Source organism: Gloeocapsopsis crepidinum LEGE 06123, from assembly GCF_015207655.1.
GTDB lineage: Bacteria > Cyanobacteriota > Cyanobacteriia > Cyanobacteriales > Chroococcidiopsidaceae > Gloeocapsopsis > Gloeocapsopsis crepidinum.
Genome location: NZ_JADEWN010000031.1, coordinates 37,209 through 59,519, shown reverse-complemented (window position 1 = coordinate 59,519; position 22,311 = coordinate 37,209). Strand labels below are relative to the sequence as shown.

General features: G+C 41.4%; 19 protein-coding genes and 4 pseudogenes. 8 read left to right on the top strand and 15 right to left on the bottom strand.

Annotation, left to right across the window (positions count from 1 at the left end; all coding sequences use genetic code 11):
- From IQ230_RS13710 to IQ230_RS13695, 4 genes and pseudogenes are all read right to left on the bottom strand, one after another.
- Window positions 1–164 (bottom strand): annotated as a pseudogene (locus tag IQ230_RS13710) (helix-turn-helix domain-containing protein); the annotation flags it as partial.
- A 100-nt stretch (window positions 165–264) separates the two neighbouring features.
- Window positions 265–780, bottom strand: a pseudogene (locus tag IQ230_RS13705) (IS1 family transposase); the annotation flags it as partial.
- Between the two features lie 28 nt (window positions 781–808).
- Entirely contained in the window at window positions 809–1,702 is an 894-nt protein-coding gene (locus tag IQ230_RS13700; RefSeq protein WP_193932524.1) for a sulfatase-like hydrolase/transferase, read from the bottom strand.
- A gap of 231 nt (window positions 1,703–1,933) precedes the next feature.
- On the bottom strand, window positions 1,934–2,419 hold the full coding sequence (locus IQ230_RS13695) for a DUF2243 domain-containing protein (RefSeq protein ID WP_193932523.1): 486 nt from the start codon (window positions 2,417–2,419) through the stop codon (window positions 1,934–1,936).
- 147 nt (window positions 2,420–2,566) lie between these two features.
- Here IQ230_RS13695 and IQ230_RS13690 point away from each other — a divergent pair, with 147 nt between their 5' ends.
- Window positions 2,567–3,037: an NADAR family protein gene (locus IQ230_RS13690; protein ID WP_193932522.1), complete on the top strand. Its 471-nt coding sequence runs from the start codon at window positions 2,567–2,569 to the stop codon at window positions 3,035–3,037.
- 124 nt (window positions 3,038–3,161) lie between these two features.
- On the opposite strand, the gene IQ230_RS13685 is transcribed toward IQ230_RS13690, so the two are convergent.
- The gene (locus IQ230_RS13685; protein WP_193932521.1) at window positions 3,162–4,349 is read right to left on the bottom strand and encodes a glycosyltransferase family 4 protein; all 1,188 of its coding nucleotides are present in this window, start codon (window positions 4,347–4,349) and stop codon (window positions 3,162–3,164) included.
- Window positions 4,350–5,111: 762 nt separating this feature from the next.
- On the opposite strand from IQ230_RS13685, the gene IQ230_RS13680 reads away from it, so the two are divergent.
- On the top strand, window positions 5,112–6,098 hold the full coding sequence (locus IQ230_RS13680; RefSeq protein ID WP_193932520.1) for an RNA polymerase sigma factor, RpoD/SigA family: 987 nt from the start codon (window positions 5,112–5,114) through the stop codon (window positions 6,096–6,098).
- A gap of 108 nt (window positions 6,099–6,206) precedes the next feature.
- On the opposite strand, the pseudogene IQ230_RS13675 reads toward IQ230_RS13680, so the two are convergent.
- Window positions 6,207–7,205: pseudogene (locus IQ230_RS13675) on the bottom strand (IS630 family transposase).
- 265 nt (window positions 7,206–7,470) lie between these two features.
- On the opposite strand from IQ230_RS13675, the pseudogene IQ230_RS13670 reads away from it, so the two are divergent.
- Window positions 7,471–8,163: pseudogene (locus tag IQ230_RS13670) on the top strand (hypothetical protein).
- Between the two features lie 50 nt (window positions 8,164–8,213).
- Here IQ230_RS13670 and IQ230_RS13665 read toward each other — a convergent pair.
- The 3 genes from IQ230_RS13665 to IQ230_RS13655 all read right to left on the bottom strand — a co-directional run bounded on the left by IQ230_RS13665 (window position 8,214) and on the right by IQ230_RS13655 (window position 11,328).
- On the bottom strand, window positions 8,214–9,224 hold the full coding sequence (locus tag IQ230_RS13665) for a DNA-methyltransferase (protein ID WP_228054894.1): 1,011 nt from the start codon (window positions 9,222–9,224) through the stop codon (window positions 8,214–8,216).
- Between the two features lie 53 nt (window positions 9,225–9,277).
- On the bottom strand, window positions 9,278–10,375 hold the full coding sequence (locus IQ230_RS13660; protein ID WP_193932519.1) for a Gfo/Idh/MocA family protein: 1,098 nt from the start codon (window positions 10,373–10,375) through the stop codon (window positions 9,278–9,280).
- Window positions 10,376–10,545: 170 nt separating this feature from the next.
- Window positions 10,546–11,328, bottom strand: coding sequence for a response regulator transcription factor (locus tag IQ230_RS13655; protein WP_193932518.1), 783 nt, complete (start codon window positions 11,326–11,328; stop codon window positions 10,546–10,548).
- A gap of 588 nt (window positions 11,329–11,916) precedes the next feature.
- Between IQ230_RS13655 and IQ230_RS13650 the strand changes: the two genes are divergently transcribed.
- Window positions 11,917–12,165 carry a DUF6761 family protein gene (locus IQ230_RS13650; RefSeq protein ID WP_193932517.1) on the top strand — a complete coding sequence of 83 codons (249 nt, stop codon included), beginning with the start codon at window positions 11,917–11,919 and terminating at the stop codon, window positions 12,163–12,165.
- 118 nt (window positions 12,166–12,283) lie between these two features.
- On the opposite strand, the gene grxD is transcribed toward IQ230_RS13650, so the two are convergent.
- The 6 genes from grxD to grxC form a co-directional block, all read right to left on the bottom strand.
- Window positions 12,284–12,607, bottom strand: coding sequence for a Grx4 family monothiol glutaredoxin (gene grxD, locus IQ230_RS13645; RefSeq protein WP_193932516.1), 324 nt, complete (start codon window positions 12,605–12,607; stop codon window positions 12,284–12,286).
- A 67-nt stretch (window positions 12,608–12,674) separates the two neighbouring features.
- Window positions 12,675–12,926: a BolA family protein gene (locus tag IQ230_RS13640; RefSeq protein ID WP_193932515.1), complete on the bottom strand. Its 252-nt coding sequence runs from the start codon at window positions 12,924–12,926 to the stop codon at window positions 12,675–12,677.
- 63 nt (window positions 12,927–12,989) lie between these two features.
- Window positions 12,990–13,565 carry a hypothetical protein gene (locus IQ230_RS13635; protein WP_407646658.1) on the bottom strand — a complete coding sequence of 192 codons (576 nt, stop codon included), beginning with the start codon at window positions 13,563–13,565 and terminating at the stop codon, window positions 12,990–12,992.
- Window positions 13,566–13,816: 251 nt separating this feature from the next.
- Window positions 13,817–14,575, bottom strand: a complete 759-nt coding sequence (locus IQ230_RS13630) for a lysophospholipid acyltransferase family protein (RefSeq protein ID WP_228054892.1) — start codon at window positions 14,573–14,575, stop codon at window positions 13,817–13,819.
- 267 nt (window positions 14,576–14,842) lie between these two features.
- Window positions 14,843–15,385, bottom strand: coding sequence for a tRNA adenosine(34) deaminase TadA (gene tadA, locus IQ230_RS13625; protein WP_322742410.1), 543 nt, complete (start codon window positions 15,383–15,385; stop codon window positions 14,843–14,845).
- A gap of 5 nt (window positions 15,386–15,390) precedes the next feature.
- Window positions 15,391–15,705, bottom strand: a complete 315-nt coding sequence (gene grxC, locus IQ230_RS13620; RefSeq protein WP_193932512.1) for a glutaredoxin 3 — start codon at window positions 15,703–15,705, stop codon at window positions 15,391–15,393.
- Between the two features lie 399 nt (window positions 15,706–16,104).
- Between grxC and glpX the strand changes: the two genes are divergently transcribed.
- The 4 genes from glpX to IQ230_RS13600 all read left to right on the top strand — a co-directional run bounded on the left by glpX (window position 16,105) and on the right by IQ230_RS13600 (window position 22,305).
- Window positions 16,105–17,142, top strand: coding sequence for a class II fructose-bisphosphatase (gene glpX / locus IQ230_RS13615; RefSeq protein ID WP_099702068.1), 1,038 nt, complete (start codon window positions 16,105–16,107; stop codon window positions 17,140–17,142).
- A gap of 282 nt (window positions 17,143–17,424) precedes the next feature.
- Window positions 17,425–18,711, top strand: coding sequence for a glutamyl-tRNA reductase (locus tag IQ230_RS13610; RefSeq protein ID WP_193932511.1), 1,287 nt, complete (start codon window positions 17,425–17,427; stop codon window positions 18,709–18,711).
- A gap of 128 nt (window positions 18,712–18,839) precedes the next feature.
- On the top strand, window positions 18,840–21,791 hold the full coding sequence (locus IQ230_RS13605; protein WP_193932510.1) for a UPF0182 family protein: 2,952 nt from the start codon (window positions 18,840–18,842) through the stop codon (window positions 21,789–21,791).
- A 94-nt stretch (window positions 21,792–21,885) separates the two neighbouring features.
- Window positions 21,886–22,305 (top strand): acyl-CoA thioesterase, encoded by a 420-nt coding sequence (locus IQ230_RS13600; RefSeq protein ID WP_193932509.1) that lies wholly within the window; start codon window positions 21,886–21,888, stop codon window positions 22,303–22,305.
- Window positions 22,306–22,311 lie beyond the last annotated feature (6 nt).

The following is a 22,311-nucleotide window of genomic DNA, read 5'->3' as shown; positions in this document are numbered from 1 at the left end:
AGTGGTGATCGCTCGACAATCCCCCGTTTGTGCCTCGCGTTTCAACCACAGGTCTAAGGTATTGCGGCTGATATTCAACATCCGACACACTGCACTTTTGCGTTCGCCGTGTTTCACTGCCGCCAGCCTTTGCGGCGCAGGTCGTAACTGTAGGGGGCGGGCATGGGCACTTCCTCAACTCTCCTCTGCCCCTATAATAACGTCCTAATCTGATTGTGTAAGGCTATATCATCTAATTCTGGTGTTACTGAATGGTGAGATGAATCAGGCAGGAATCGGTACGTCCCAAAATTTGAGATAGTGCAGTAGCAACCGAATTGAGCATCGCAGCATTTCTTCCGACTTCGAGTAGCACAAACTCTTGCGATGCACTCGCGCCAAGTAGTGTCTAAGCCTTGTGTTTTCACCTTCCACCCGCGTCATGTAGGTCTTACTCACAATCTGGTCTCCTGCTGGGATGAAGCTGGGATAAACGCTCCATCTTTCCACAATCGACCACAACGGCTTAAATGACTTTGCACTATGGTCGTCCAACACAAGCGCCTAAAATGCCTGCTCTGAAATGGTCTACTGCTGTCCATAGCCAGATTTTGTTTTTTTTGATCCGACAAAGGTTTCGAGTTCATCAAGTTCTCCAACTTCGGGAATGCCGTCTGGGTCATAGGCATCTGCCAGATGTTGTCCAGTCTGCTTAACCCAGTAGATCGCAGTTGTATGGTGAACGCCCATCACCCGTTCAATCCCTCGAAAACCCATGCCATTGACATTCTGGGCATTGCATCAAGACTCGCCTCAATTCATCCTTCTATTATGCAACGCCCCATAGTCCATAAGGCTGATGATTCTCTTGCCCTGGTTGAATTGTTCCTAACCAACGAGCAATCATCAGTATGCGGACACCACCATCATATAAATCGCGCTTAATGCCATTAAGCAGTCCATTACTATCAAAGAATTCTGCAGTAGCACCACCTTCTTCGTGTGGTTCATTGTCGCTGCTAAAGAAAACTCTTGTATCTTCCTCTAAACCTAGTTCTGCTAACAATGCCAAAATTTTACCTACGTCTGCGTTTAGAAGAGAAATCATCGCAGCATAATTTTTTTGCTGTTGTGACCAAGCATCACTTGGTACTTGCATTCCCTCATCCCCCAACTCATTATTAGTATGAGGGATGGTGTAAGGTAGATATAAGAAAAATGCCTCGTCTCGCTTGCGTCGAATAAAATCTAGCGCTTCGTGAGTAAACAAATTATGCGAGTATATACCTGGTGAAATTGAAATTTTTTGCTGATTTTTCCAAAGATAGCTAGGATAATAATCATGGGCATGTACGTGATTTAGGTAGCCGAACCATTCATCAAAACCTTTCAGATGTGGCTCTCCTGTAGAACCAGTTCCCCCTAAACCCCATTTACCAAACATTGCACTGCTGTACCCTGCTGCTTTGAGAATCTCGGCTACGGTAATGTCTTCTGCTAGTAGGAAAATATCATCTGCACTGTTGTTACTACGTATCCGGCAATAACCTGTATGATAGCCAGTCATTAGCGTACAACGCGAAGGAGCGCAAACTGTACTGCCAGAGTAAAAGTCAGTAAAACACATTTCTTCTCTCGCCATTTTGTCGAGTGATGGTGTTTTAATATGCTTCTGTCCATAACAGCCAAGATCGCCATATCCTAAATCATCTGCAAGAATCAAAATAATATTTGGTCAGCGTTGTACCTGTGTAGCACTATCTACATCTCGGCTTTTTTTGGTGTATTGACTCGTAACCAAATTTTGGACAGATAGCTTACTCATGTATTTACTCTATTAATCTACGGTAATTTGGTAGGAATGCCGTAATTTGGTTGTAAGTAGCAGTATTACACAGCAGATTAAAAACTTACACTATTACCATTTCAAGCGTTCATAGATTTTTATCTATGATTATTTAGCGATCGCCTCTTGCCCAGCACGAACGAAAAGCCATCCAATTATGACAAGAATTGCTCCAACAACGAGAAAGCCGACATCCCAAATGAACTCGTTTGCTCCTGGTTTAACGTGGTGAATACCAAGAATCTGATGATCAATCAATCCCTCTACTAGATTAAATGTTCCTGCACCGACGAGAATCGAGCCAAAAAAAACACGAGACGACCAAGGTACATGATTACGCTTCCCTGCTTGCCAAAGTAAAACAACTCCCACAATTGTCATCAACCACGTACCCGCCTCAAACAAACCATCTCCAACCATATTTAGCTCTAATTCCGGAACAGTTATAGCAGGGCGAATACTACTTAGCATATGATGCCACTGAAGGATTTGGTGCAGTAGAATACCATCGAAGAACCCTCCTAAACCTAGACCAAGGAAAACACCAGCTGCAACTAATGGGCTGTAGCGTTGCGTCTCGTCTTGCGCATCCATCTGAACACCTCAATTACCTAACAATGCCGTTCTAAAAAGGAACAGTGACTAACTGGTAGTACTTGCTGCTACTTAATTTAAAAAATAAAATTTGGTGCTTGCTCTATCTATAGGCATGATAATGGGCATGTACAAGATGTGTGAAAGATGACTATTTACTTTTACAAGGTGAATGAGCCTTATGGCTGTTTTTCTAATTTTTCACCTCACGGAGTTTTCTTACAGGATAAACATTGGCAAACTGTAGAGCACTATTATCAAGCACAAAAGTTTGTTGGGACAGCAGAAGCTACAACAATCATTCCTGTGATTTATGCAGTAAAAACTCCAGAAGAAGCAGCCGCTTTAGGACGTGATTGCACGCGCCAAGTACGTCCCGATTGGGAGCAAGTCAAAATCCCTGTGATGCGAGAAGCTGTCTTGCAAAAATTTCTAACACACAAAGATATTCAAGCGATTTTACTTTCTACTGGAGATACGATCCTTGTCGAAAACTCACCTACTGATTATTACTGGGGTTGTGGTGTAAACAAAACAGGTCAAAACCATCTAGGAAAAATTCTCATGAGTATACGCCAGCAAATTCGTTCAGTGTATACTGCAGAAAATTGCTGCTAGCTTGGCGAATAAATTCGTAGCTTAATAAACCTTATCCACGGAGGCGGATTTGTTAATACTCGGATCGCTATAGTGTGCGCAGGTAAACCTTGTTTGAGTAGCCCAGACTTCAGTCGCAGGAAATCTACATCCAAAAAACTTGCGATCGCTCTTCTATCACCTGATTGTAAACATTCTCTGTTTGCTGTGCTAATTTATACCAATTAAACCGTCGCTCTAAATCTTCGTAAGCATTATCAATCAACCATTGTTTATAACCAGGATTCTTTAAAATCTCCAAAATTCCCCAAGCAAGAGAATCTGGATTGTTTGTCCAAGTCACAATCCCAGTCTTCGTGTGCTGAACAACTTCTGGTAAACCACCTGTATCAGAGACTACGACAGGAACTCTTGCGGCAAAGCTTTCTAATGCGACAATTCCAAAAGGTTCGTAGAGGCTGGGAAATACAGCACAATCTGCGATTGTTTGAAATTTATTGAGTGGTTCGTCACTCATGAAACCTGTGAAATAGCACTTATCCCAGATGCCTAAATCCCACGCTTGGCGTTTCAAGTGGTCAACATGTCCACCACCAACCATGACAAACTTAACACGACCCTCCATTTCCCACAAAACTTTGGGAGCGGCATTGAGTAACACTGAAACACCTTTTTCATAGGTCATGCGACCTACATAGTACACAATACTTTCTCCATCCTCGGCAAACTGGCGACGCAAGTTCATCGCATCAAATTCATGGTGACGCTTTTTCTCAGGACGAATACCGTTAAAGATAACATCAATTTTGTTCCAAGGAGTTTGTAGCGCCCATTCAACTTCTCGACGCATATAGTCGGTACACACTATCACTCGCCAAGCGTTGTATGCTAATAGCTTTTCCTTGCCGTCAATATACTGCTGAATATCGTTGTAAATGCCATTGTGACGACCGTGTTCAGTTGCATGGATTGTGGCAATTAAAGGAACTTTGAAGTTATGCTTAAGGGCGATCGCGGCATCTCCTACCAGCCAGTCATGCGCATGAATGATGTCAAAAGGACCATCCTCTAGCATCAGTTTCGCTCCATGATGCCCCATACTCTCGTTAAAATTCACTACCCAGTGAAAAAAGTCGTTAGCTGGTGCTACTGGTAAGCGGTGTACATGAATTCCATCTACAACTTCATATAAAGGTGCTTGCCCAAATTCTACTGTCATTAAATGAATTTCATGCCCAAGCTTGACAAGTTCTGGATACAACTCCGCTACGTGGCGGGCAATTCCCCCAACAATTCGAGGTGGAAACTCCCAAGTCAAAACGAGAATTTTCATCTACCTCAATCTCACCAGTTTATTATTTCAAGATATATACAACTATCTAAAGATATATATCCACAAATTTAATTCGTGGAATTACGGAAATCTTAATGTATCTTAACAGTATAGTAATATATAAGCTTTTGTTAACGCTAAGATTTTTAGCTGTCATCAGAAAGTTGTTAGCTCCTATCCTGTCATTACCATTACAGCTACTGGCTTACTTTGAGTTCTCAGTTTTGAGTTTTGTTCGCGTAAGCGTGCCAAAGGCAATTATTTTGAATTTTCTTAACTCATAACTCAACATTTCACGACTCGTAACTCCCAACTTCCCCACATCAAGACAGCATATAAACACTCAATGTGGAATGTACCCCATCTAGACTTCGGTTATCCGGATACTGATGAGCATTCACTTGAGGGCTAGCTAAGTCATCATAGTAATAGTTACAATGTTTATTTTTCTTTAATACCTGTTAGGCTTTACTCTTCTTGAGATTTACTATAAGATTAATAATAAAGTCATTATGACTTCAACTTAATGGGATGTAGTCGATTGATAAATTTCTAGCTTGACCAAGCGAATGTGACTCTACAGCAACAATAAACCTGAATGCGCGGGGAAATATCCCCAAGGGATTATCGTCTCTACATCTTCTGTAGGATGCCTATCCACCGAGATTTAGTTAATGTTCCTGATATAAAGTTTGCAATCCCTTTCCCCCTCTGTCCCAGCCAAAAAGTATCTGATTTGTTTACGGAGTTGACGACGCACCAATGCCCACTGTTAACACCCCAACCGAAGAAAACACCAACACCCGATTCACGGCTGATATGGTGCGCACTTATTTGCGCGAGATCGGTCGTGTACCACTACTAACTCGTGAGCAAGAAATTATCTACGGCAAACAGGTGCAGCAAATGATGTCTGTGCTAGATGCCAAAGAAGCTTTAGCAAAAAAATTGCACCGCGAACCAACAGCACAAGAGTGGGCTTCACATGTGAACATGTCTGAAGCTGATATACACGACGTTGTGCGGCGGGGACAACGAGCCAAGCAGAAGATGATCGAGGCGAACTTGCGCTTAGTAGTTGCGATCGCCAAAAAGTATCAAAAGCGTAACATGGAATTCCTGGACTTGATTCAGGAAGGAACAATGGGACTTGAGCGTGGTGTTGAAAAGTTCGACCCTACACGCGGTTATAAGTTTTCTACCTACGCATATTGGTGGATTCGCCAGGCAATTACTCGTGCGATCGCTCAACAAGCCCGCACAATTCGTCTACCTATCCACATCACAGAAAAATTGAATAAGATTAAGAAAGTCCAACGAGAATTGGCACAGCGTTTAGGTCGCAGTCCTACCCCAGCAGAAATTGCAACGGAGTTAGAACTTGAACCAAGCCAAATTCGCGAGTACTTAAATCTTGCCCGTCAGCCAGTTTCTCTAGATGTTCGTGTTGGCGATAACCAAGACACAGAGTTACAAGACTTGCTAGAAGATGAAGGACCATCTCCAGAGCATTACATGACTCAAGAGTCGCTACGCCAAGATTTAGATCATTTGATGGCGGAACTGACCCCACAACAGCGAGAAGTCTTGAACCTGCGATTTGGATTACAAGATGGTAACGAACTTTCTCTTGCAAAAGTAGGCGAACGTCTCAACCTTAGCCGCGAACGAGTAAGACAACTAGAGCATCAAGCTTTAGCACACCTGCGTCGCCGGAGAGCAAATGTACAAGAGTACATTGCAAGCTAAGTTCCTACTGTCCCTAAGTTGTCATACGACCATCTTAATATTGGCAGCCTTTAAGCCTCCTACTCTTAGGAGGCTTTTTAATGGTTTCAGAAAAGAGCTTATAAGTATTCAAGCAAAATTAATTACATAGCCTTTGCCAAATTCTCGCAGCACTTTTTCAACATAATTTACTAAACTTACCCAACTCTCATAGACATTAATTTCTATCCAGTCATATTTCATAAAGCACCAGAGGATTTCAATAAGATTCAGTTGTGGAGAATATGCAGGTAGCCAGAAAATTTCTAAGTGATGATCTCGCCACTCGTCGATTTTTGCTTTAATCTTCTGGCTGCAATGAAATGAAGCTTTATTCATAACTACTACTGTTTTCTTCTGGATGGTTTGGCAAAACTTATCAAGGCAACAAATTACTACATCACTTGTGATTTTACCTTCAAGTATGTAAGCTTCTAACTCGCGCTCTTGATTGAGTAATCCTAAAACATTTAACCGCTGGCTTTGACAGCTTCTTAATTCAATTGTTTTTCCTTTTTCTTGCCATGCATAAGGAACATAAGACATTAAGCAAAAACCTGTCTCATCTAAGTACCTTAAATCAATCTCACCCAGACTATGTAACTTTCTTAATTCTTCTAGCTGCTACTTTTGTGCATATTCAATCGGGTCTGTTTCTCCACAGTACCCTCTTTTTTAGTCGTCTCCAACTCATCATCACAGCTTTTAAAACTCGTTTAATAGTGTCAATACTTACTGTAATTCCCCGTTTTTTTTAATCTGTGTCCACACCTGCTTGAGGTTTTTTGGTGTTTGTTTTGCCCAGTATTTAATTTGTTCTTTTTGGTTGAGAGTAAAAGTCTGTTTTCTGCCACGTCCTGGTTGATTATATAGTCCTAATCATTTATTGTTTAACCACGCAGTTATCCAGTTATAGATGGTTTTTCGACTGACTTGAAAAATTTTTACTAGTTGTTCAATCGTAAATCCTTCATGAATTAACAAAATACAATGCGCTCTTTGCCTGACTTGATGATGCTTACTTTCTTTTTGAATTCTCCTGAGCATTTTTTCTGTTTCTGAACTCAGCTTCTCTCCCAATCGCCGCATTAGCTTTCACTTGTCTCTCGCCAACTCTAATTTTATCCTGTGTAATTAATTTTGCCTATGTATTTATCATCTCCGGTTAAATAACCAGAATATCAGTATCGTTACGCTGTTACTATTGACTAGTTACTAGTCACCCTTCACCTTTACTGACCATTTTTGTTATCACTAATCAACCGGATTTGATATTAGTATCCCTCTTCTATCACTTTCCGAAAACAATCAATAAAGGAATTGAAAGATAAATATCTATAAAGTAGACAGGTCAATGGATGTAGAGTTACAAATTCTAAAGCATTTGGCTTTCTTATGCCCATCCCACAGTTGCCATCATAGATGAATATTGTGCCGAGTATAAAGACTGATTTAAAGAGGTCAGAAATTATGAGTGCTTCAAGTATTTACATTTGGGAATAATTTCCCCAATCAAAAGAAAATCATTACCAGAAATAGCGCGCATTTGTAAGTATAAAAACTGCACAATCATTACTCATTCATTCTGACGAATCTTCAAGGGGATTTGAAGAAAATTTTAGGTGACTTATCTGGATTAAAAACAAGGGTAGAATATGGTTTCCGGCAGTGTAAACAGGAATTGGGCTGGACAGATTATCGTTTTACTAATTTCGAGCAGATTGAGAAGTGGTGGGAGATTATTTTTTGTGTTTATACAATGATTAGTTTAAATTCTCCAGCTTTTTTAGCTTTAGATGAATCCGAGCAAATTGAAACTGAGGTACAAAAAAGTTATTGGGAAGATTTTTCTAATCATCAACAATGGAATCATGAAAGCAGATGGAAGAATGTGCTAAATAGTTTTCGATTAATTGTTCAACCATTCTTACTATTTTGGTTGATTTATCCTGGGGTAGATATGTTTCCCAATTCTAATTTATGGCTTGGATTTAATCACCTAATTAGTGCAATGAATCAATTCAAATTCTTTTATTCTTCTGGATGAAAGGGTTTATCTAGTACTTGTTGATTTCGGAAAGTGACGACAGAGGGGTATTAAATTTGAGGTAGGTATCTTACCTGCCGATCAATAACAAAATGCTGTGAATTAGTTATAGAGATCGACTCTTGCTGACAAAGAAGTTTGTTGTATAGATTAAGAATTTCTTGATTTTGGTTTTTGCCTAAAAAGCGAAAAGCTGAAGCGGCTAAATACGGTAATTTCTCTTCAAAAGCTATCCATTTTCTTTCTAATTCTTCAGCTACAAATCCTGTAGTGTTTGAACCAGCAAATATATCTAAGACTGTATCTCCTGGTTCAGTCAAAAAATTAATAAAAAACATTGGTAGCTTTTGAGGAAACCTTGCTGGATGTGGAGAGATAGAAATAGATTTACATAATTGAATATACTGAGAATTACTTTCGGTATTGGGAATTTCTAGTAAGTTTGAAGGAATAGCACCACCATTATCTGTAGCAAAACTTTTACTAATATTATGTCCAGAAGGTCTTTCTTGCGGTTTATAGTACTTTTGAGGATTTGTATGTAGCTTCTTCATTCGCTCCGAGTAAGGAACTAAAACATTACTCACATTAGCTTTAGGGTTATCAATTTTCGACAACCACCAAACTGTGTTTACAGCATCCTTAGCGCGGATTTTGCGCTTGTTTACCCACTCAATTGGTGAAGGAAGTTTTGCAGGATTAAACCAAAAGAATTCTTGTGCAAGTCTAAAGTCTAATTCGTCACAAAGTTTAAGGAGAATCTGGTAATTGTAAAGCGATCGCACTGGGCGTTTACTTTGATATGCTCCCCCCAAATCAAGTACAAAGCTACCAGTTGGCGAAAGAACTCGATAAATCTTCTTGCAGAAAGCAAATAGCCACTCTACATAATCTGCTTGTTCAACATTACCGTAAGTTTTTTGACGTTGTAGGGCAAAAGGTGGTGAAGTCAATACTAAATCAATAGAATCAGTTTCAATCTGATCTAGCAGTACGAGTGAATCACCAACATACGCTGCGCCATAGCTTGTGGTGTATAAAGGAGCTGGGAGAACCATCATTAGGTTAGGCTTGTTTACTTGTACTGTTACGCTGCGCGATCGCTCTGTTAAAGCTACGTATTTGTAAAATCAGGAACATCTACCCAACTACTACTATTGTGGGAAATATGACTGAGATCCATCAGTAACTGTGAGTACACACCTTCTTTCAAAGATGGTGTCAAAGACTCACCCACGTCAATTCCTTGTACCCAACGATCCACGACTCGAATAAACGGCGCAATGCGACCATCAGGATAAGTTCGAGGAAAGTCTAAACGTTGAGGAATTTCTATTTCGGTGAGAGATTCACCCACAGGTGCAGCCCAAAGACGAAAACCATGTACGTAATCTTTTTGATTGTCGCTTCCTAAAACTAAAGTACCGCGATCGCCGTAAACCTCAATCCAGTGCCCCCGTCCTTGAAACGTACTTGCACTAATACAAACATTGCAGGGAGTACCATCTGCTAACTCTAATATCAGTAGACAAGTATCATCTGCATCAACAGGCTTCATCTCCCCAGTATGATCTGGACGCAGGGAAATTGCTGTATTTAAATGGGCAAATAGCCTTTGTACAGAACCAAATAGCCAACTGACATAATCAAAAGTATGGGAAGCCAAAGCACCCAAAGCACCGCCGCCTTTCTCTTTTTGAGAGTACCAATTCCAAGGTCGCGAGGCATCTGCACGGCTAGAAACAAGCCAATCAATCTTTACTAAACGTTTATTGCCAACATATCCTTCGCTGAGTAGTTCGGCAAAACGTTGCCACGCAGGAACAAACCGAAATTCAAAATCAAGTGCACTCACAGCGCGGTTAGCTTGCGCGAGTTGGTGCAACTCCTGTGCTTGTGTAACCGCAAGCGTTGTTGGTTTTTCGAGTAATAGATGTTTTCCAGCTTGTAGAACGGATTTTGCCATTTCGTAATGCAAAAATGGTGGGGTTGCGATGCTGACAGCTTGTACTTCTGGTAGTGAAACAACTTCTGTAATTGATTGACAAGCATAGGGAATGTTATGAGATTGTGCGATCGCTGTAGCTTTGTCGCGATCTCTGTGGTAAATAGCAACCACTTGCGTACGATGATGTGCTTGAAACCCAGGAATATGGACTTTTTGACCAAAACCAGTTCCAACAACCGCTACGCCAATATTTTGCTGATCCACGAATACTCTTTAAATGACAACAGCACGAATTATATCGTTTTACTTTAAGATTGCTACATATAACGAAGAGCTGTTCTTGAGCTGGGGGAGACAGGGAGTGTTGAGTTTAAGCAAATTTAATTCAAAACTCAAAATTTAAAACTATTTACTAACCACTAGCGATTCTCACTCTAAAACTGTCTACTAAGGGCTGAAGGTTGAGGATTCACATGTTCTGTAGCGATTTGTCTGCGATGTACAACCTCAGGTGCTTGACTAATGTTATTATCCAGTAATTCCATATTGAAGCGATAGCCTACATTCCGCACAGTTTGAATCAAATTTGGTTGTCGCGGATCGCGCTCAACTTTCTTGCGCAAGGACAGGACATGCGTATCAATCGTACGAGGATTATCGATAGCTTCAGGCCAAGCACGACGTAGTAGTTCTAAGCGACTTAAGGGAATTCCTCCAGCTTGTGCTAAGACATACAGTAAACTGAATTCTTGAGGAGTTAAATCGATAAATTCTCCGTGAAAGCAGACACGTCTTTGTACTAGATCAATTTGTAGCGCTCCGTAGTCTAAGTATGCTGGTGCTACTGGAGTACGCTTGCGACGAATTAAGGCTTCTACTCGTGCTAAGAATTCCTGCATCCCGAAAGGTTTGGCAAGATAATCATCTGCCCCTGCTTTTAATCCGGCAACAACATCTGCTTCTGAGTTGCGAGTCGATAGCATTAAAATTAAGGGCTGTTGCTGTCGTTGCAACCAGCGGCAAAATTCCATACTTTCACTATCTTTAAGTTCTGCATCAAGAATCACAAGTGTTGGTTGGCGCACCAGGAATACTTCTTGTGCTTGATAAAGACTCGCGGCTTGGTGTACTCGATAGCCTACTTGTTGCAAGTGCCAACTAAGTAGCGATCGCAAATGCGGATTTCCCTCAACAATTTCAATACAAACCGAACCCACTGTGGCAAGTTTCCTTTGCGTTCGTGTGACTCCAAAAGTACCAAAGCCAGAGTTATGGTTTTGTAACTATTGCTACGATGGGCGCGATTGTCTTTTCGTAGTTGGATCAGTTACTCTACTGATTTGGAAAATTGGCGCACTCGAAGGCTGTATTAAATCAGCTTTATTTCTAGATTATAAATCTAACGTTAATAGTCCATTGGCTATCTTGAGATATATCGCAGGTCACTAGCTTAAATAACTTTACTGTATTGAAGACAAATAGCTCTTTTTACAACTTGTGCATGGCTCGATAGCGTCAGATACTCAGTTTTTTAGTTAATTTTCCTAAGTAAAATAACCCAGTAGATATATGACACTGATAGCTTCTCTGATTACGATAAAAATAAAATAAATTGCGATCGTAATTATTACTACCAACAACGTCAGGAAGTATTGAATATCTCTATAACTGCTATTCACTTAGGTAAGTTGACAACGTTATTATTTAAGCTACGACAAAACCTAGAACGCAAATAGAATTAAACTGTATATAGAGATATTTTTATTCTGGTAATTTTACATTTATTTGTTGTTTGAGCCTTCACCATGCTTCAAGATACTTCAACTATTCGCTTCTATCAAAAAATTACCGACGCCTTCGTCGATATGTGGAATCGCGGCTATCGCGCAGATGATTTACGACTTTACTTAGATGGTTATTTAGCAGCTTTGCACCAAAGTAGCGCTATTGAACCTTACTTAATCCATCAATTAGAAGAAGAAACCGTTCGATTTCTCTACGATCCGTATAATTTTGAATTAGCTCAACCTGAACCCGAGTCAGACTACTATTAGCACAAATACCATTAAGTTTAATACGATTGTCATAGCACATAAGGAGATTTATGATGCAAAAATAAATCCCCTCGCTGGCGTAACAACCGCAGGGGAATTAATTAAACAAATAAGCTATTTACGAAGCAAGTGCTACTTCTACTAACTGTTGTAGTTCGCCTTTCTGGTACATTTCAATCAAAATATCAGAGCCACCCACAAATTCACCATTGATGTAAACTTGAGGAATTGTTGGCCAATTAGAGTACTCTTTGATTCCTTGGCGGATCTCGTAATCTTCTAAAACATCTACAGTTTCAAAAGGAACTCCTAATGTATTAAGGATTTGCACTACATTGTTAGAGAAACCACATTGGGGCATTAGTTTTGTGCCCTTCATGAAAACCATAATTTTGTTTTCTTTGATCAGATGATCAATGCGCTGTTGTGCTTCTGGAGTCATAATTTTTCCTACTCATGCTAAGGTTTACTGTGCTGCCAGGATTTATAGACCTCCTCATAGTTGTTGCTCAACCAACTGCCTGCCAAGCTTGAGGAGTGTAAGTTTTTAGTGCTAAGGCGTGAATAGCTTCAGAGGACATAGCTTGCCGTAGAGCACCATAAACCAGTTGATGTTGTTGTACTAGTCCTTTATTCTCAAATTGAGACGAAACCACCGTCACTTGATAATGATCGCCACCGCCCGTCAAGTCTTGCACCTGAACCTCGGCATCTGGAATTTGCGACCTGATCATTTCCTCAACCTGTTGGGGGCTTATCATTGCAATCTCTATAAAAGCTGTTCAACTCTACTTTTAATTTAACTGTTTCTTCGGGCAAGTAAATTAGCGCTGATTGCTTTGAGAAGTATTTGGAGGCGTTGGGGTTGCACCACTTCTCGGAAAAGGTGTATCAACAAAGCCCAGCTCAAACAACTGTTGGTAAGCTTTTTTTCCCAAGTCACGCGTTGGATTTTGGCTGCGAATAATCTGTACTAACAGAGGCACGGCAAGTTCAGAGCGGTTTTGTGCTCGATGAACAAGCGCTAGTTGATAAGTTGCATCATCACGCATCTGGGCAGTTTCTAGAGCCTTTTTTCGTTGACTATCAGCAACACGATTATCAATTCCAGAGAAACTTGTAGCAAGCTCCTGGTAGAAATTAGACATTTGGTTATAAACTTCCCGTGCCTCCTGTAGTTTTTGTGTTGCTAAGGTATAGTTTTGAGATGCTACTGCATTACTAGCCTCAGCCATGAGACGCTGCCCTGCTGCCGTACTTAATAAGGTATTGTTTTGCGGCGTAGGACGCAGAACATTGGGATTACTTGGGTCTATCGGTTGTGCTTGATTAGGAGTGTCTGGTAGGTTCGGTGTAGATGTCTGAGCATTTACAGGTGAAACAACACTTAAAGCTGCCATAACCGGAAGAAAAGTCAGGCAGGTGTGACGTAAGAAGCGAACAGTTACAGCAGAAATCATGGAGTTATTAATTACGTTTGAGAAAACACAAAAGTAGTTCAAACTTCGGGTATCTTAACTCCGATTGAGTCTTTCACCAAACCAGCGGCACCCAAAGTTTCTTGGTTTAGACTTAACCTACACTAAATTGGTTCCTTTTCGCTGCTTGGAGACGAGGATAAGAAAAATGGTTGGCTATGATGCTGACAGCCCTAGACACTGGCAATAGAATCATCTGAAACAGAATCACTACTTTTTTCAAATTCTGATTGTACTGCTGCAAATTCTGACTCTTGAGCGTTAAGGGCTTTGAGCGCCACTTCTAAATCTGTTGTTAACTCTTTGGCATTCTGTTTAATGGAACCTGCGTTATATTTTGCTACTTGTATTGGAGAACCAATGCGAATAGTTACGTCACAGCCCCACCGAGGGTAAGGTTGGCTATAAAACAGATGAATCGGTACAATTTTGACTCCTAGTCCAGGGTAGTTCGATTCTGCACTCAAAGCGATACGTGCCAATCCTGGCTTGAGTGGGTGAACTGTTCCATCACGAAAAATATTACCTTCCGGAAAAATTACCATCATCTCTCCTGCTTGCAGTAGCTCGACTCCATGACGCAGGGTAGAAACAGCAGGATGTTTGGTATCGATAGGGAATCCTCCCAAACGGCGGATAAACCAACCTTGTAGCCCTTTTACTTCATCTGCTGATACCATAAAGCGTAAGTCTCTTCCTGTTACAATTCTGCCAGTGGCATAAGGTACGAGTAGAGCATCCCAACGCGAGCGGTGAGTAGGAGCAAGAATGACTGGTCCAGCGATCGGTAAGTTCTCTTGTCCAATAACTTTAAGCTTGTGAAAGAAAAATGGTAGGACAAGGCGACTTCCCAAAGGATAGACAAGCTGAGCTAACCAAGGTGAAACACGGGATATATCAGAAGAAGTAGAAGGGGCCACCTTAGTATTCATGCGTGTTTCCAGTGAACCTATAACAAAACGGGAGTCGAGCTGAATCATAGCGGTGGCAAGTCAATGCAAGTAACAATCATGGCAAGTAATCCTTCTTCTACCGTAATTTCTCTATCGCAAAATGTCTTGTATTTCCAGGACACTTTTAGTAGCGTCATGGGTAAAGAGGGGTGAGGAGCGAGGGGTGAGGGGTGAGTGAAAGAGTGATTAGTTTTGAGTTTTGAATTTTGAGTTGAATCTTCTAATTTAGAACTCAACACTCTCAACTCATAACTTTCTGCTTCCCCACTTGATTGCCTCGTCACCCCAGCGTTCTTGTTTAAGTTGTCTTTGGGCTGCAAACCAGGATTGAAGTTGTGTGCGACAGACTGATGCGAGGATGCCACCGAAAACAGTCACATGATGGTAGGAGCAAGCACTATCAGGAATATTAGCGACAGTGCGTATGGCACCAGTTTTGGGATCGTCTGCACCATAGACTAATAATTTTAATCGTGCTTGAATAATTGCTCCCGCACACATTGGGCAGGGTTCTAAGGTGACGTAAAGAGTGCAGTTATTGAGATGCCAATTTTGTATTGCTTGACCAGCTTGGCGCAATGCTAAAATTTCTGCGTGGGCCGTGGGATCTTTATCTCTTTCCCGACGATTTTCCGCAGTTGCAACGACGTTGTGGTTAGAGTCAATAATGACAGCACCTACAGGAACCTCATTTGCTTCACCGGCTGCTTGGGCAAGTGCGATCGCTTTACTCATCCAGTGACAATGTGTGAGATATTCAGGATGGTCGATTATTGGTGTTGAGATCACAGTTTTTAAACAGTTACTGATTTAGCTAATAACGCGTCCAACTGCCCTTGTGCATCTAGCTGATAAAGGTCGTCACACCCACCAATGTGCTGATTATTGATCAAGATTTGCGGTACTGTCCGACGTCCCTGCGCGCGTCCTGCCATCTGGTTTCTGGCAGATTCGTTGCCGTCGATTTTATACTCGGTGAAATTTACACCTTTCCACCACAACAGCAATTTGGCACGAATGCAATAAGGACAAACTTGCCAAGTATAGATTTCTACATTGGCTTTCACTCGTTCAGGATGGCGATTGAGAAGTGAGTTGAAATCAAACATAATGAGATAGGAATCGGGGGTCAGGAGTCAGCAGTACCACAAAATGAAAGAAGCTGAAACTTTTTTTAGTAAATTTGTGATAACTACTAGCTTAGATCAACTTAGAAAGCATCACAAAATAACAATTTCCAGCAAAATTTTTAGTGAGAATTTGGCGTTCAAAAAACAATAGCAAAAACGCTTATTGCTCCCTAGCCTGAGTGCCCCTAGCTCCTCGACGCCAGTTTGCTCAACAGGGGCTACCTCCGCACCTTTCGCTTGGCTTCCCTAGTTCTAAGCAGCAAAACTTAACACCAACTCGTGTCAGACGCCTCGCACAGGTATCCTCCCTTTGGTAGACTTGAGAACTGGTATGACTAGACAAAACAGGGCCGTTAGCAAGCAGTTGGGAGGAAATTTGTGGAAAACACACTAGGGTTAGAGATTATTGAAGTGGTAGAGCAAGCTGCGATCGCAAGTGCTCGCTGGATGGGTAAAGGAGAAAAGAACACTGCTGACCAAGTAGCAGTTGAAGCAATGCGGGAGCGGATGAATAAAATCTATATGCGGGGACGCATCGTCATTGGTGAGGGCGAACGCGATGATGCTCCGATGCTTTATATTGGCGAGGAAGTTGGCATTTGTACCCGAGAGGATGCCAAAGACTACTGTAACCCCGACGAACTTGTTGAGATTGATATTGCTGTTGACCCTTGCGAGGGTACTAACCTTGTCGCTTATGGGCAAAATGGTTCAATGGCAGTGCTTGCTATCTCTGAAAAAGGTGGTTTGTTTGCTGCACCCGACTTTTATATGAAAAAGTTAGCAGCCCCACCTTTAGCACGCGGTCATGTTGATATCAATAAATCCGCTACCGAAAACTTGAAGATTCTTTCTGAGTGTTTGAATCGTGCTGTAGAAGAATTAGTTGTGGTTGTGATGGATCGCCCCCGCCACAAAGAGTTAATTCAAGAAATTCGTCAAGCAGGTGCCAGAGTCCGCTTAATTAGCGATGGTGACGTTTCTGCTGCTATTTCTTGTGCTTTTGCTGGCACGAATATTCATGCCTTGATGGGTATTGGTGCGGCTCCTGAGGGAGTCATTTCTGCTGCTGCTTTGCGCTGCTTAGGCGGACATTTCCAAGGACAATTGATTTACGATCCAGAAGTAGTCAAAACAGGTTTGATCGGAGAAAGCAAAGAAAGCAACATTGCACGGCTCAATGAAATGGGCATTAATAACCCAGATAAAGTTTATAACGCTGAAGAGCTAGCTTCGGGTCAAACAGTTTTGTTTGCAGCGTGTGGTATCACCCCAGGAACCCTCATGGAAGGCGTTCGCTTCTTCGGTGGTGGCGCAAGAACTCAAAGCTTGGTCATTTCTAACCAGTCTCAAACAGCTCGATTTGTAGATACAATTCACATGTTTGAGGAGCCGAAGGCTCTACAGCTACGATAGAAGATAGCAGCTAATGAGATTGAAAAAATTTTCCCGTCTTCAACTTCTTCCTAGGAGAAGCGGGACTACCTCAAATGTATGCCATGATTGTGCTAAACGCAGCACAGCAAAAATAAATAGCCAATTGATTGCGTCCTGAATTTATACATGGCAAAGCAATTGGTAAAAAAGAGTACATTCAATCCTCCTAAGTATAAATTTTTTTGGAAACAGGAAAGCGGTAAACCCCGCCCCGCTTTCCTCCCTGTCTAAACTTGATAGGGTATCCAGCGGGCAATAAGAATGAATATTGCGGTAGTGGGACTCAGTCATAAAACAGCCCCAGTCGAAGTTAGAGAAAAGCTAAGTATTCCAGAACCCCAAGTCGAAAGCGCGATCGCGCACCTGTTGACATACCCTCATATCGAAGAAGTTGCGATTCTCAGTACTTGCAACCGCCTGGAAATTTATATTGTTGCGCGCGAAACACAGCAGGGTATTCAAGAAGTTGCGCAGTTTTTGGCAGAGCACAGTAAGTTACCTGCGTCAAGTTTAAGACAGCATTTATTTATCTTTCTCCATGAAGATGCTGTTATGCATTTGATGCGCGTCGCTGCGGGATTGGATAGTTTGGTGCTGGGAGAAGGACAAATACTAGCGCAGGTAAAACAAACGCACAAATTAGGACAACAATACAACGGAATTAAATTAATTCTTAACAAACTGTTTAAACAAGCCTTAACTGCTGGTAAGCGCGTCCGTACAGAAACAAGTATTGGAACTGGCGCAGTATCGATTAGTTCTGCTGCGGTGGAATTAGCGCAGATGAAAGTGCAAAACCTCGCAGCTTGTCGAGTGATGATTATTGGTGCAGGTAAGATGTCACGCTTGCTTGTACAGCATTTGATCGCTAAAGGCGCAGGGCAAATTTGTATTATCAATCGTTCGCGACAACGGGCAGAAGAATTAGCAAATCAATTTCGCCAAATAGATTTGCAACTGCACTCAATTTCCGAAATGATGTCAATGATGGCAATGTCAGATTTGGTATTTACTAGCACAGCAGCAACAGAACCTCTCCTCGATCGCGCGAAGTTAGAAGCAGCATTAGAACCAAGTAGGGCTTTGATGTTATTTGATATTTCAGTTCCGCGTAATGTTCATGCGGATGTGAATGAGTTGGAATTTGTTCAAGCATTTAATGTCGATGACTTGAAAGCTGTGGTTGCTCAAAATCACGAAAGCCGCCGCCGGATGGCAATGGAAGCAGAGAAACTTTTAGAACAAGAAGTTCTTGCCTTTGATATTTGGTGGCGATCGCTGGATACTGTGACAACAATTAGCTGTTTGCGCGATAAAGTAGAAACAATTCGCGAACAGGAACTAGAAAAGGCATTGTCGCGTTTGGGTTCAGAATTTGCCGAAAAACATCAAGAAGTGATCGAAGCCTTGACGCGGGGAATTGTGAATAAAATCCTTCACGACCCGATGGTACAACTGCGATCGCAACAAGATATTGAAGCCCGCAAGCGCTGTATGCAAACGCTACAAATGTTGTTTAACCTAGATGTAGAAGAACAATTTAGTTAGTAAATGGTGGCTAGTGGCTAGTGACTAGAGCAAAAGTTATGTAGTTTTAATTGTTGATGACAGCGATTAAGTGGTTACAAAACATTATTCAAGATCTATTCACTAATTACTAGCCACTAATCACTGCCATGTCTAAGTTTTTTGGGAACCGAATTTTTTCACCAGTAGTTCTATTAGTAGGGGTGTGGATAGTTGTTGAACTAATCACGCGCTTTATTGGGGAGTGGCTGTGGTTTCAGGATGTCGGGTATTTACCAGTTTTTCTGTTACGTCTAAAGACGCAGTTGGGATTATGGGCGATCGCCTTTTTTCCTTCAGCGACATTTTTGTTTGGTAATTTAGCGATCGCGCAGCGTCTCAAGTCCTCCAAGTACGAAATTACTCAAACAACTACGAGGAAAAACTATCCAATCCCAAAAAGTTTTGGATTGCGCTGGCTATTAACTCTCATAATTTTGTTATGCGTGTTAGCAGGATTAATCTTGGGGTACTACTTATACGAAGCATTAAGTATTTGGCAGCCTCAATTTCGTTTTCCACCTGTCTTTCAGTTACAGTCATGGATGCCAGTTGTTAACTTTTTTCAACAGATTGGGCAACTATCGCCATTTCCCATTCCCTATTGGCAAGTTGTTGTCATTGTGGGATTGAGTATAGCTTTGGGCTTAGGGGGATTGAGTACTGCAATTTTAGCAGGTCCGTATTTTTGGTTAAGAGCGATCGCCCTAGCAATTAGTTTAAGTATTGCTCTCGTAGCTGCCCAGCGTTGGGATACTGTCTTAAAATATTTTTACCCTACTAGTTTTAACGGCGTCGATCCGCTATTTGAGCGGGATATTAGCTTTTATGTATTTTCTTTACCAGTATGGGAACTCCTGAGATTTTGGATTTTAGGATTGTCTCTATATGGTCTAGCTGCGGTTACTCTAACTTACTTACTCACGGGTAATACCCTCAGTCAAGGGAAATTTCCAGGTTTTTCCTTAGCACAAATTCGACATTTAGACGTTCTCGGTAGCTTTGTGTGTGGGGCGATCGCACTTCATTATTGGTTAGGGCGCTACCAGTTACTTTACTCTGCGCGTGGTGCAACCTATGGTGCTAGCTTTACCGATGTCACGGTTGATTTTCCCGTTTACACTACTCTAAGTTTAGGTTCAGCCGCAATTTCTTTAATTTTACTTTGGCAAGCTGTTTTTTCTACTCAACGGCGATCGCCGTTGAGTCCTCTACGTCTTGGTGGTTCTTTCATTTCTGGTGCAGTTGTATACGTTGCTGTTATTGCTGTTGCAACCTACACTGTTCCTGCAATCGTACAACGATTAGTTGTCGAACCAAACGAACTTGCTCGCGAAACTCCCTATATTCAGCGCAGTATTAACTATACTCGTCAAGCTTTTGATTTAACAAGAATTGAGGCGGAAACTTTCAATCCACAACCTACACTAACCGCTGCTGATTTACAAGAGAATGATTTGACCATTCGCAACATCCGATTATGGGATACACGTCCGCTATTAGAGACAAATCGTCAATTACAGCAAATTCGGACGTATTATAGTTTTCCTAATGCGGATATTGATCGCTACACACTTTTGAGTACGGTTCCTGGCGAAACAACAGAAAGACGACAAACAATTATTGCTGCAAGAGAACTCGACTATAATGCTGTACCTCAACAAGCACAAACCTGGGTAAACCAACACCTCGTTTATACTCATGGCTACGGTTTTACTTTAAGCCCTGTTAATACTGTTGCTGCTGGAGGCTTACCAGACTATTTTATTCAAAATATTGGAGATCCAGGAACAGGCGAGGATGGTGCTTTAGAAGTCGCTAACGAACAAATTCGTGCTAGCGTCCCTATTGGACAGCCACGAATCTACTACGGGGAAATTGCCAATACCTACGTTATGACTGGCACACGAGTTCAGGAATTAGATTATCCTAGTGGCAACGAAAACGTTTATACAACTTATGATGGTCGCGGTGGAGTTAATATTGGTTCGTTTTGGCGACGGTTATTATTTGCTCAGTATCTGAAAGACTGGCAAATGTTGCTAACACAAGATTTTACACCGCAAACAAGATTATTATTTCGACGCAATATTAAAAATCGCGTCCAAGCGATCGCACCTTTTTTACGATATGACAGAGATCCGTATTTAGTGGCAGCAGATGGTGGAAATACCAATTTACAAGGTGAACCAACGTATTTGTACTGGATTTTGGACGCATACACAACAAGCGATCGCTATCCCTATTCTGATCCTGTTGTAGATGACTTCAACTACATTCGTAACTCTGTCAAAGTTGTCATTGATGCCTACAACGGTTCAGTAGATTTTTACATTGCCGATCCGACAGATCCTGTGATTAATACAATAGCTGCCATTTTTCCTGGATTACTCAAGCCACTTGATGCGATGCCAGCAGCGTTACGTAGCCACATTCGCTATCCAATAGATCTTTTTACTACCCAGTCTGAGCATTTACTAACGTATCACATGACAGATGCTCAGGTCTTTTATAACCGCGAAGACTTATGGCGAATTCCTACAGAGATTTACGGAACTGAACCACAACAAGTACAGCCTTATTTTCTGATTACGCGCATACCAACCGAAGAAACTGAAGAGTTTATTCTTTTACTACCATTTAACCCTGTACAGCGTCCTAACTTAATTGGTTGGTTAGCAGCGCGTGCCGATGGCGAACAGTACGGTAGATTGCTGTTGTACGAGTTTCCTAAACAACTTTTAGTTTATGGACCTGAACAAGTTGAAGCAAGAATTAATCAAGATCCTGTTATTTCACAACAAATTACCCTCTGGAATCGTCAAGGTTCGCGAGTTATTCAAGGAAATTTACTAGTAATTCCAATTGAAGAATCTTTATTATATGTAGAACCGCTTTATTTAGAAGCCGAACAAAATAGTCTACCAACATTTGTACGTGTTATTGTTGCCTACGAAAATCGCATTGTGATGGCAGAAACTCTTCAACAAGCACTCGATGCTATTTTTCAACCAGAAATTACGCCTGCAACACCAATTATTCGTCCTGTAGAAGAGAATTAAGAATAGTGCATTGTTACTAGATCAGTAATGTAATTAAACTAGTCTTAGATTTAGGGTATGTATCTTGTGCCTAACTCGTTCTCAATAACTCCAAATGGCATTTACTTATACTCGTACTGTTCGCTTTCAAGATACTGATGCTGCTGGTGTCGTTTATTTTGCTAATGTTTTAACAATGTGTCACGAAGCTTATGAGGCTTCGTTAGCAGTTTCAGGTTTCGATCTAAAGGTGTTTTTTAGTAATTCCACTACTGCATTTCCAATTGTTCATACTAGTGTAGATTTTTTTCGTCCTCTGTTTTGTGGAGATAGTTTGTCTATTAGTTTGACTCCACAAAAATTACAGAGTGATAGTTTTGAAATTGCTTATGAGATTTCTGTTGGAGAAAAAATGGCGGCGAAAGCACTAACTCGACACGTTTGTATTGATGGCAAGAGTAGAAAACGGCAAGAATTATCTATGGAAATGGGGCTATGGTTGCAGCAGTGGGGAGAACAAATCACGGAAACATAGAAAACG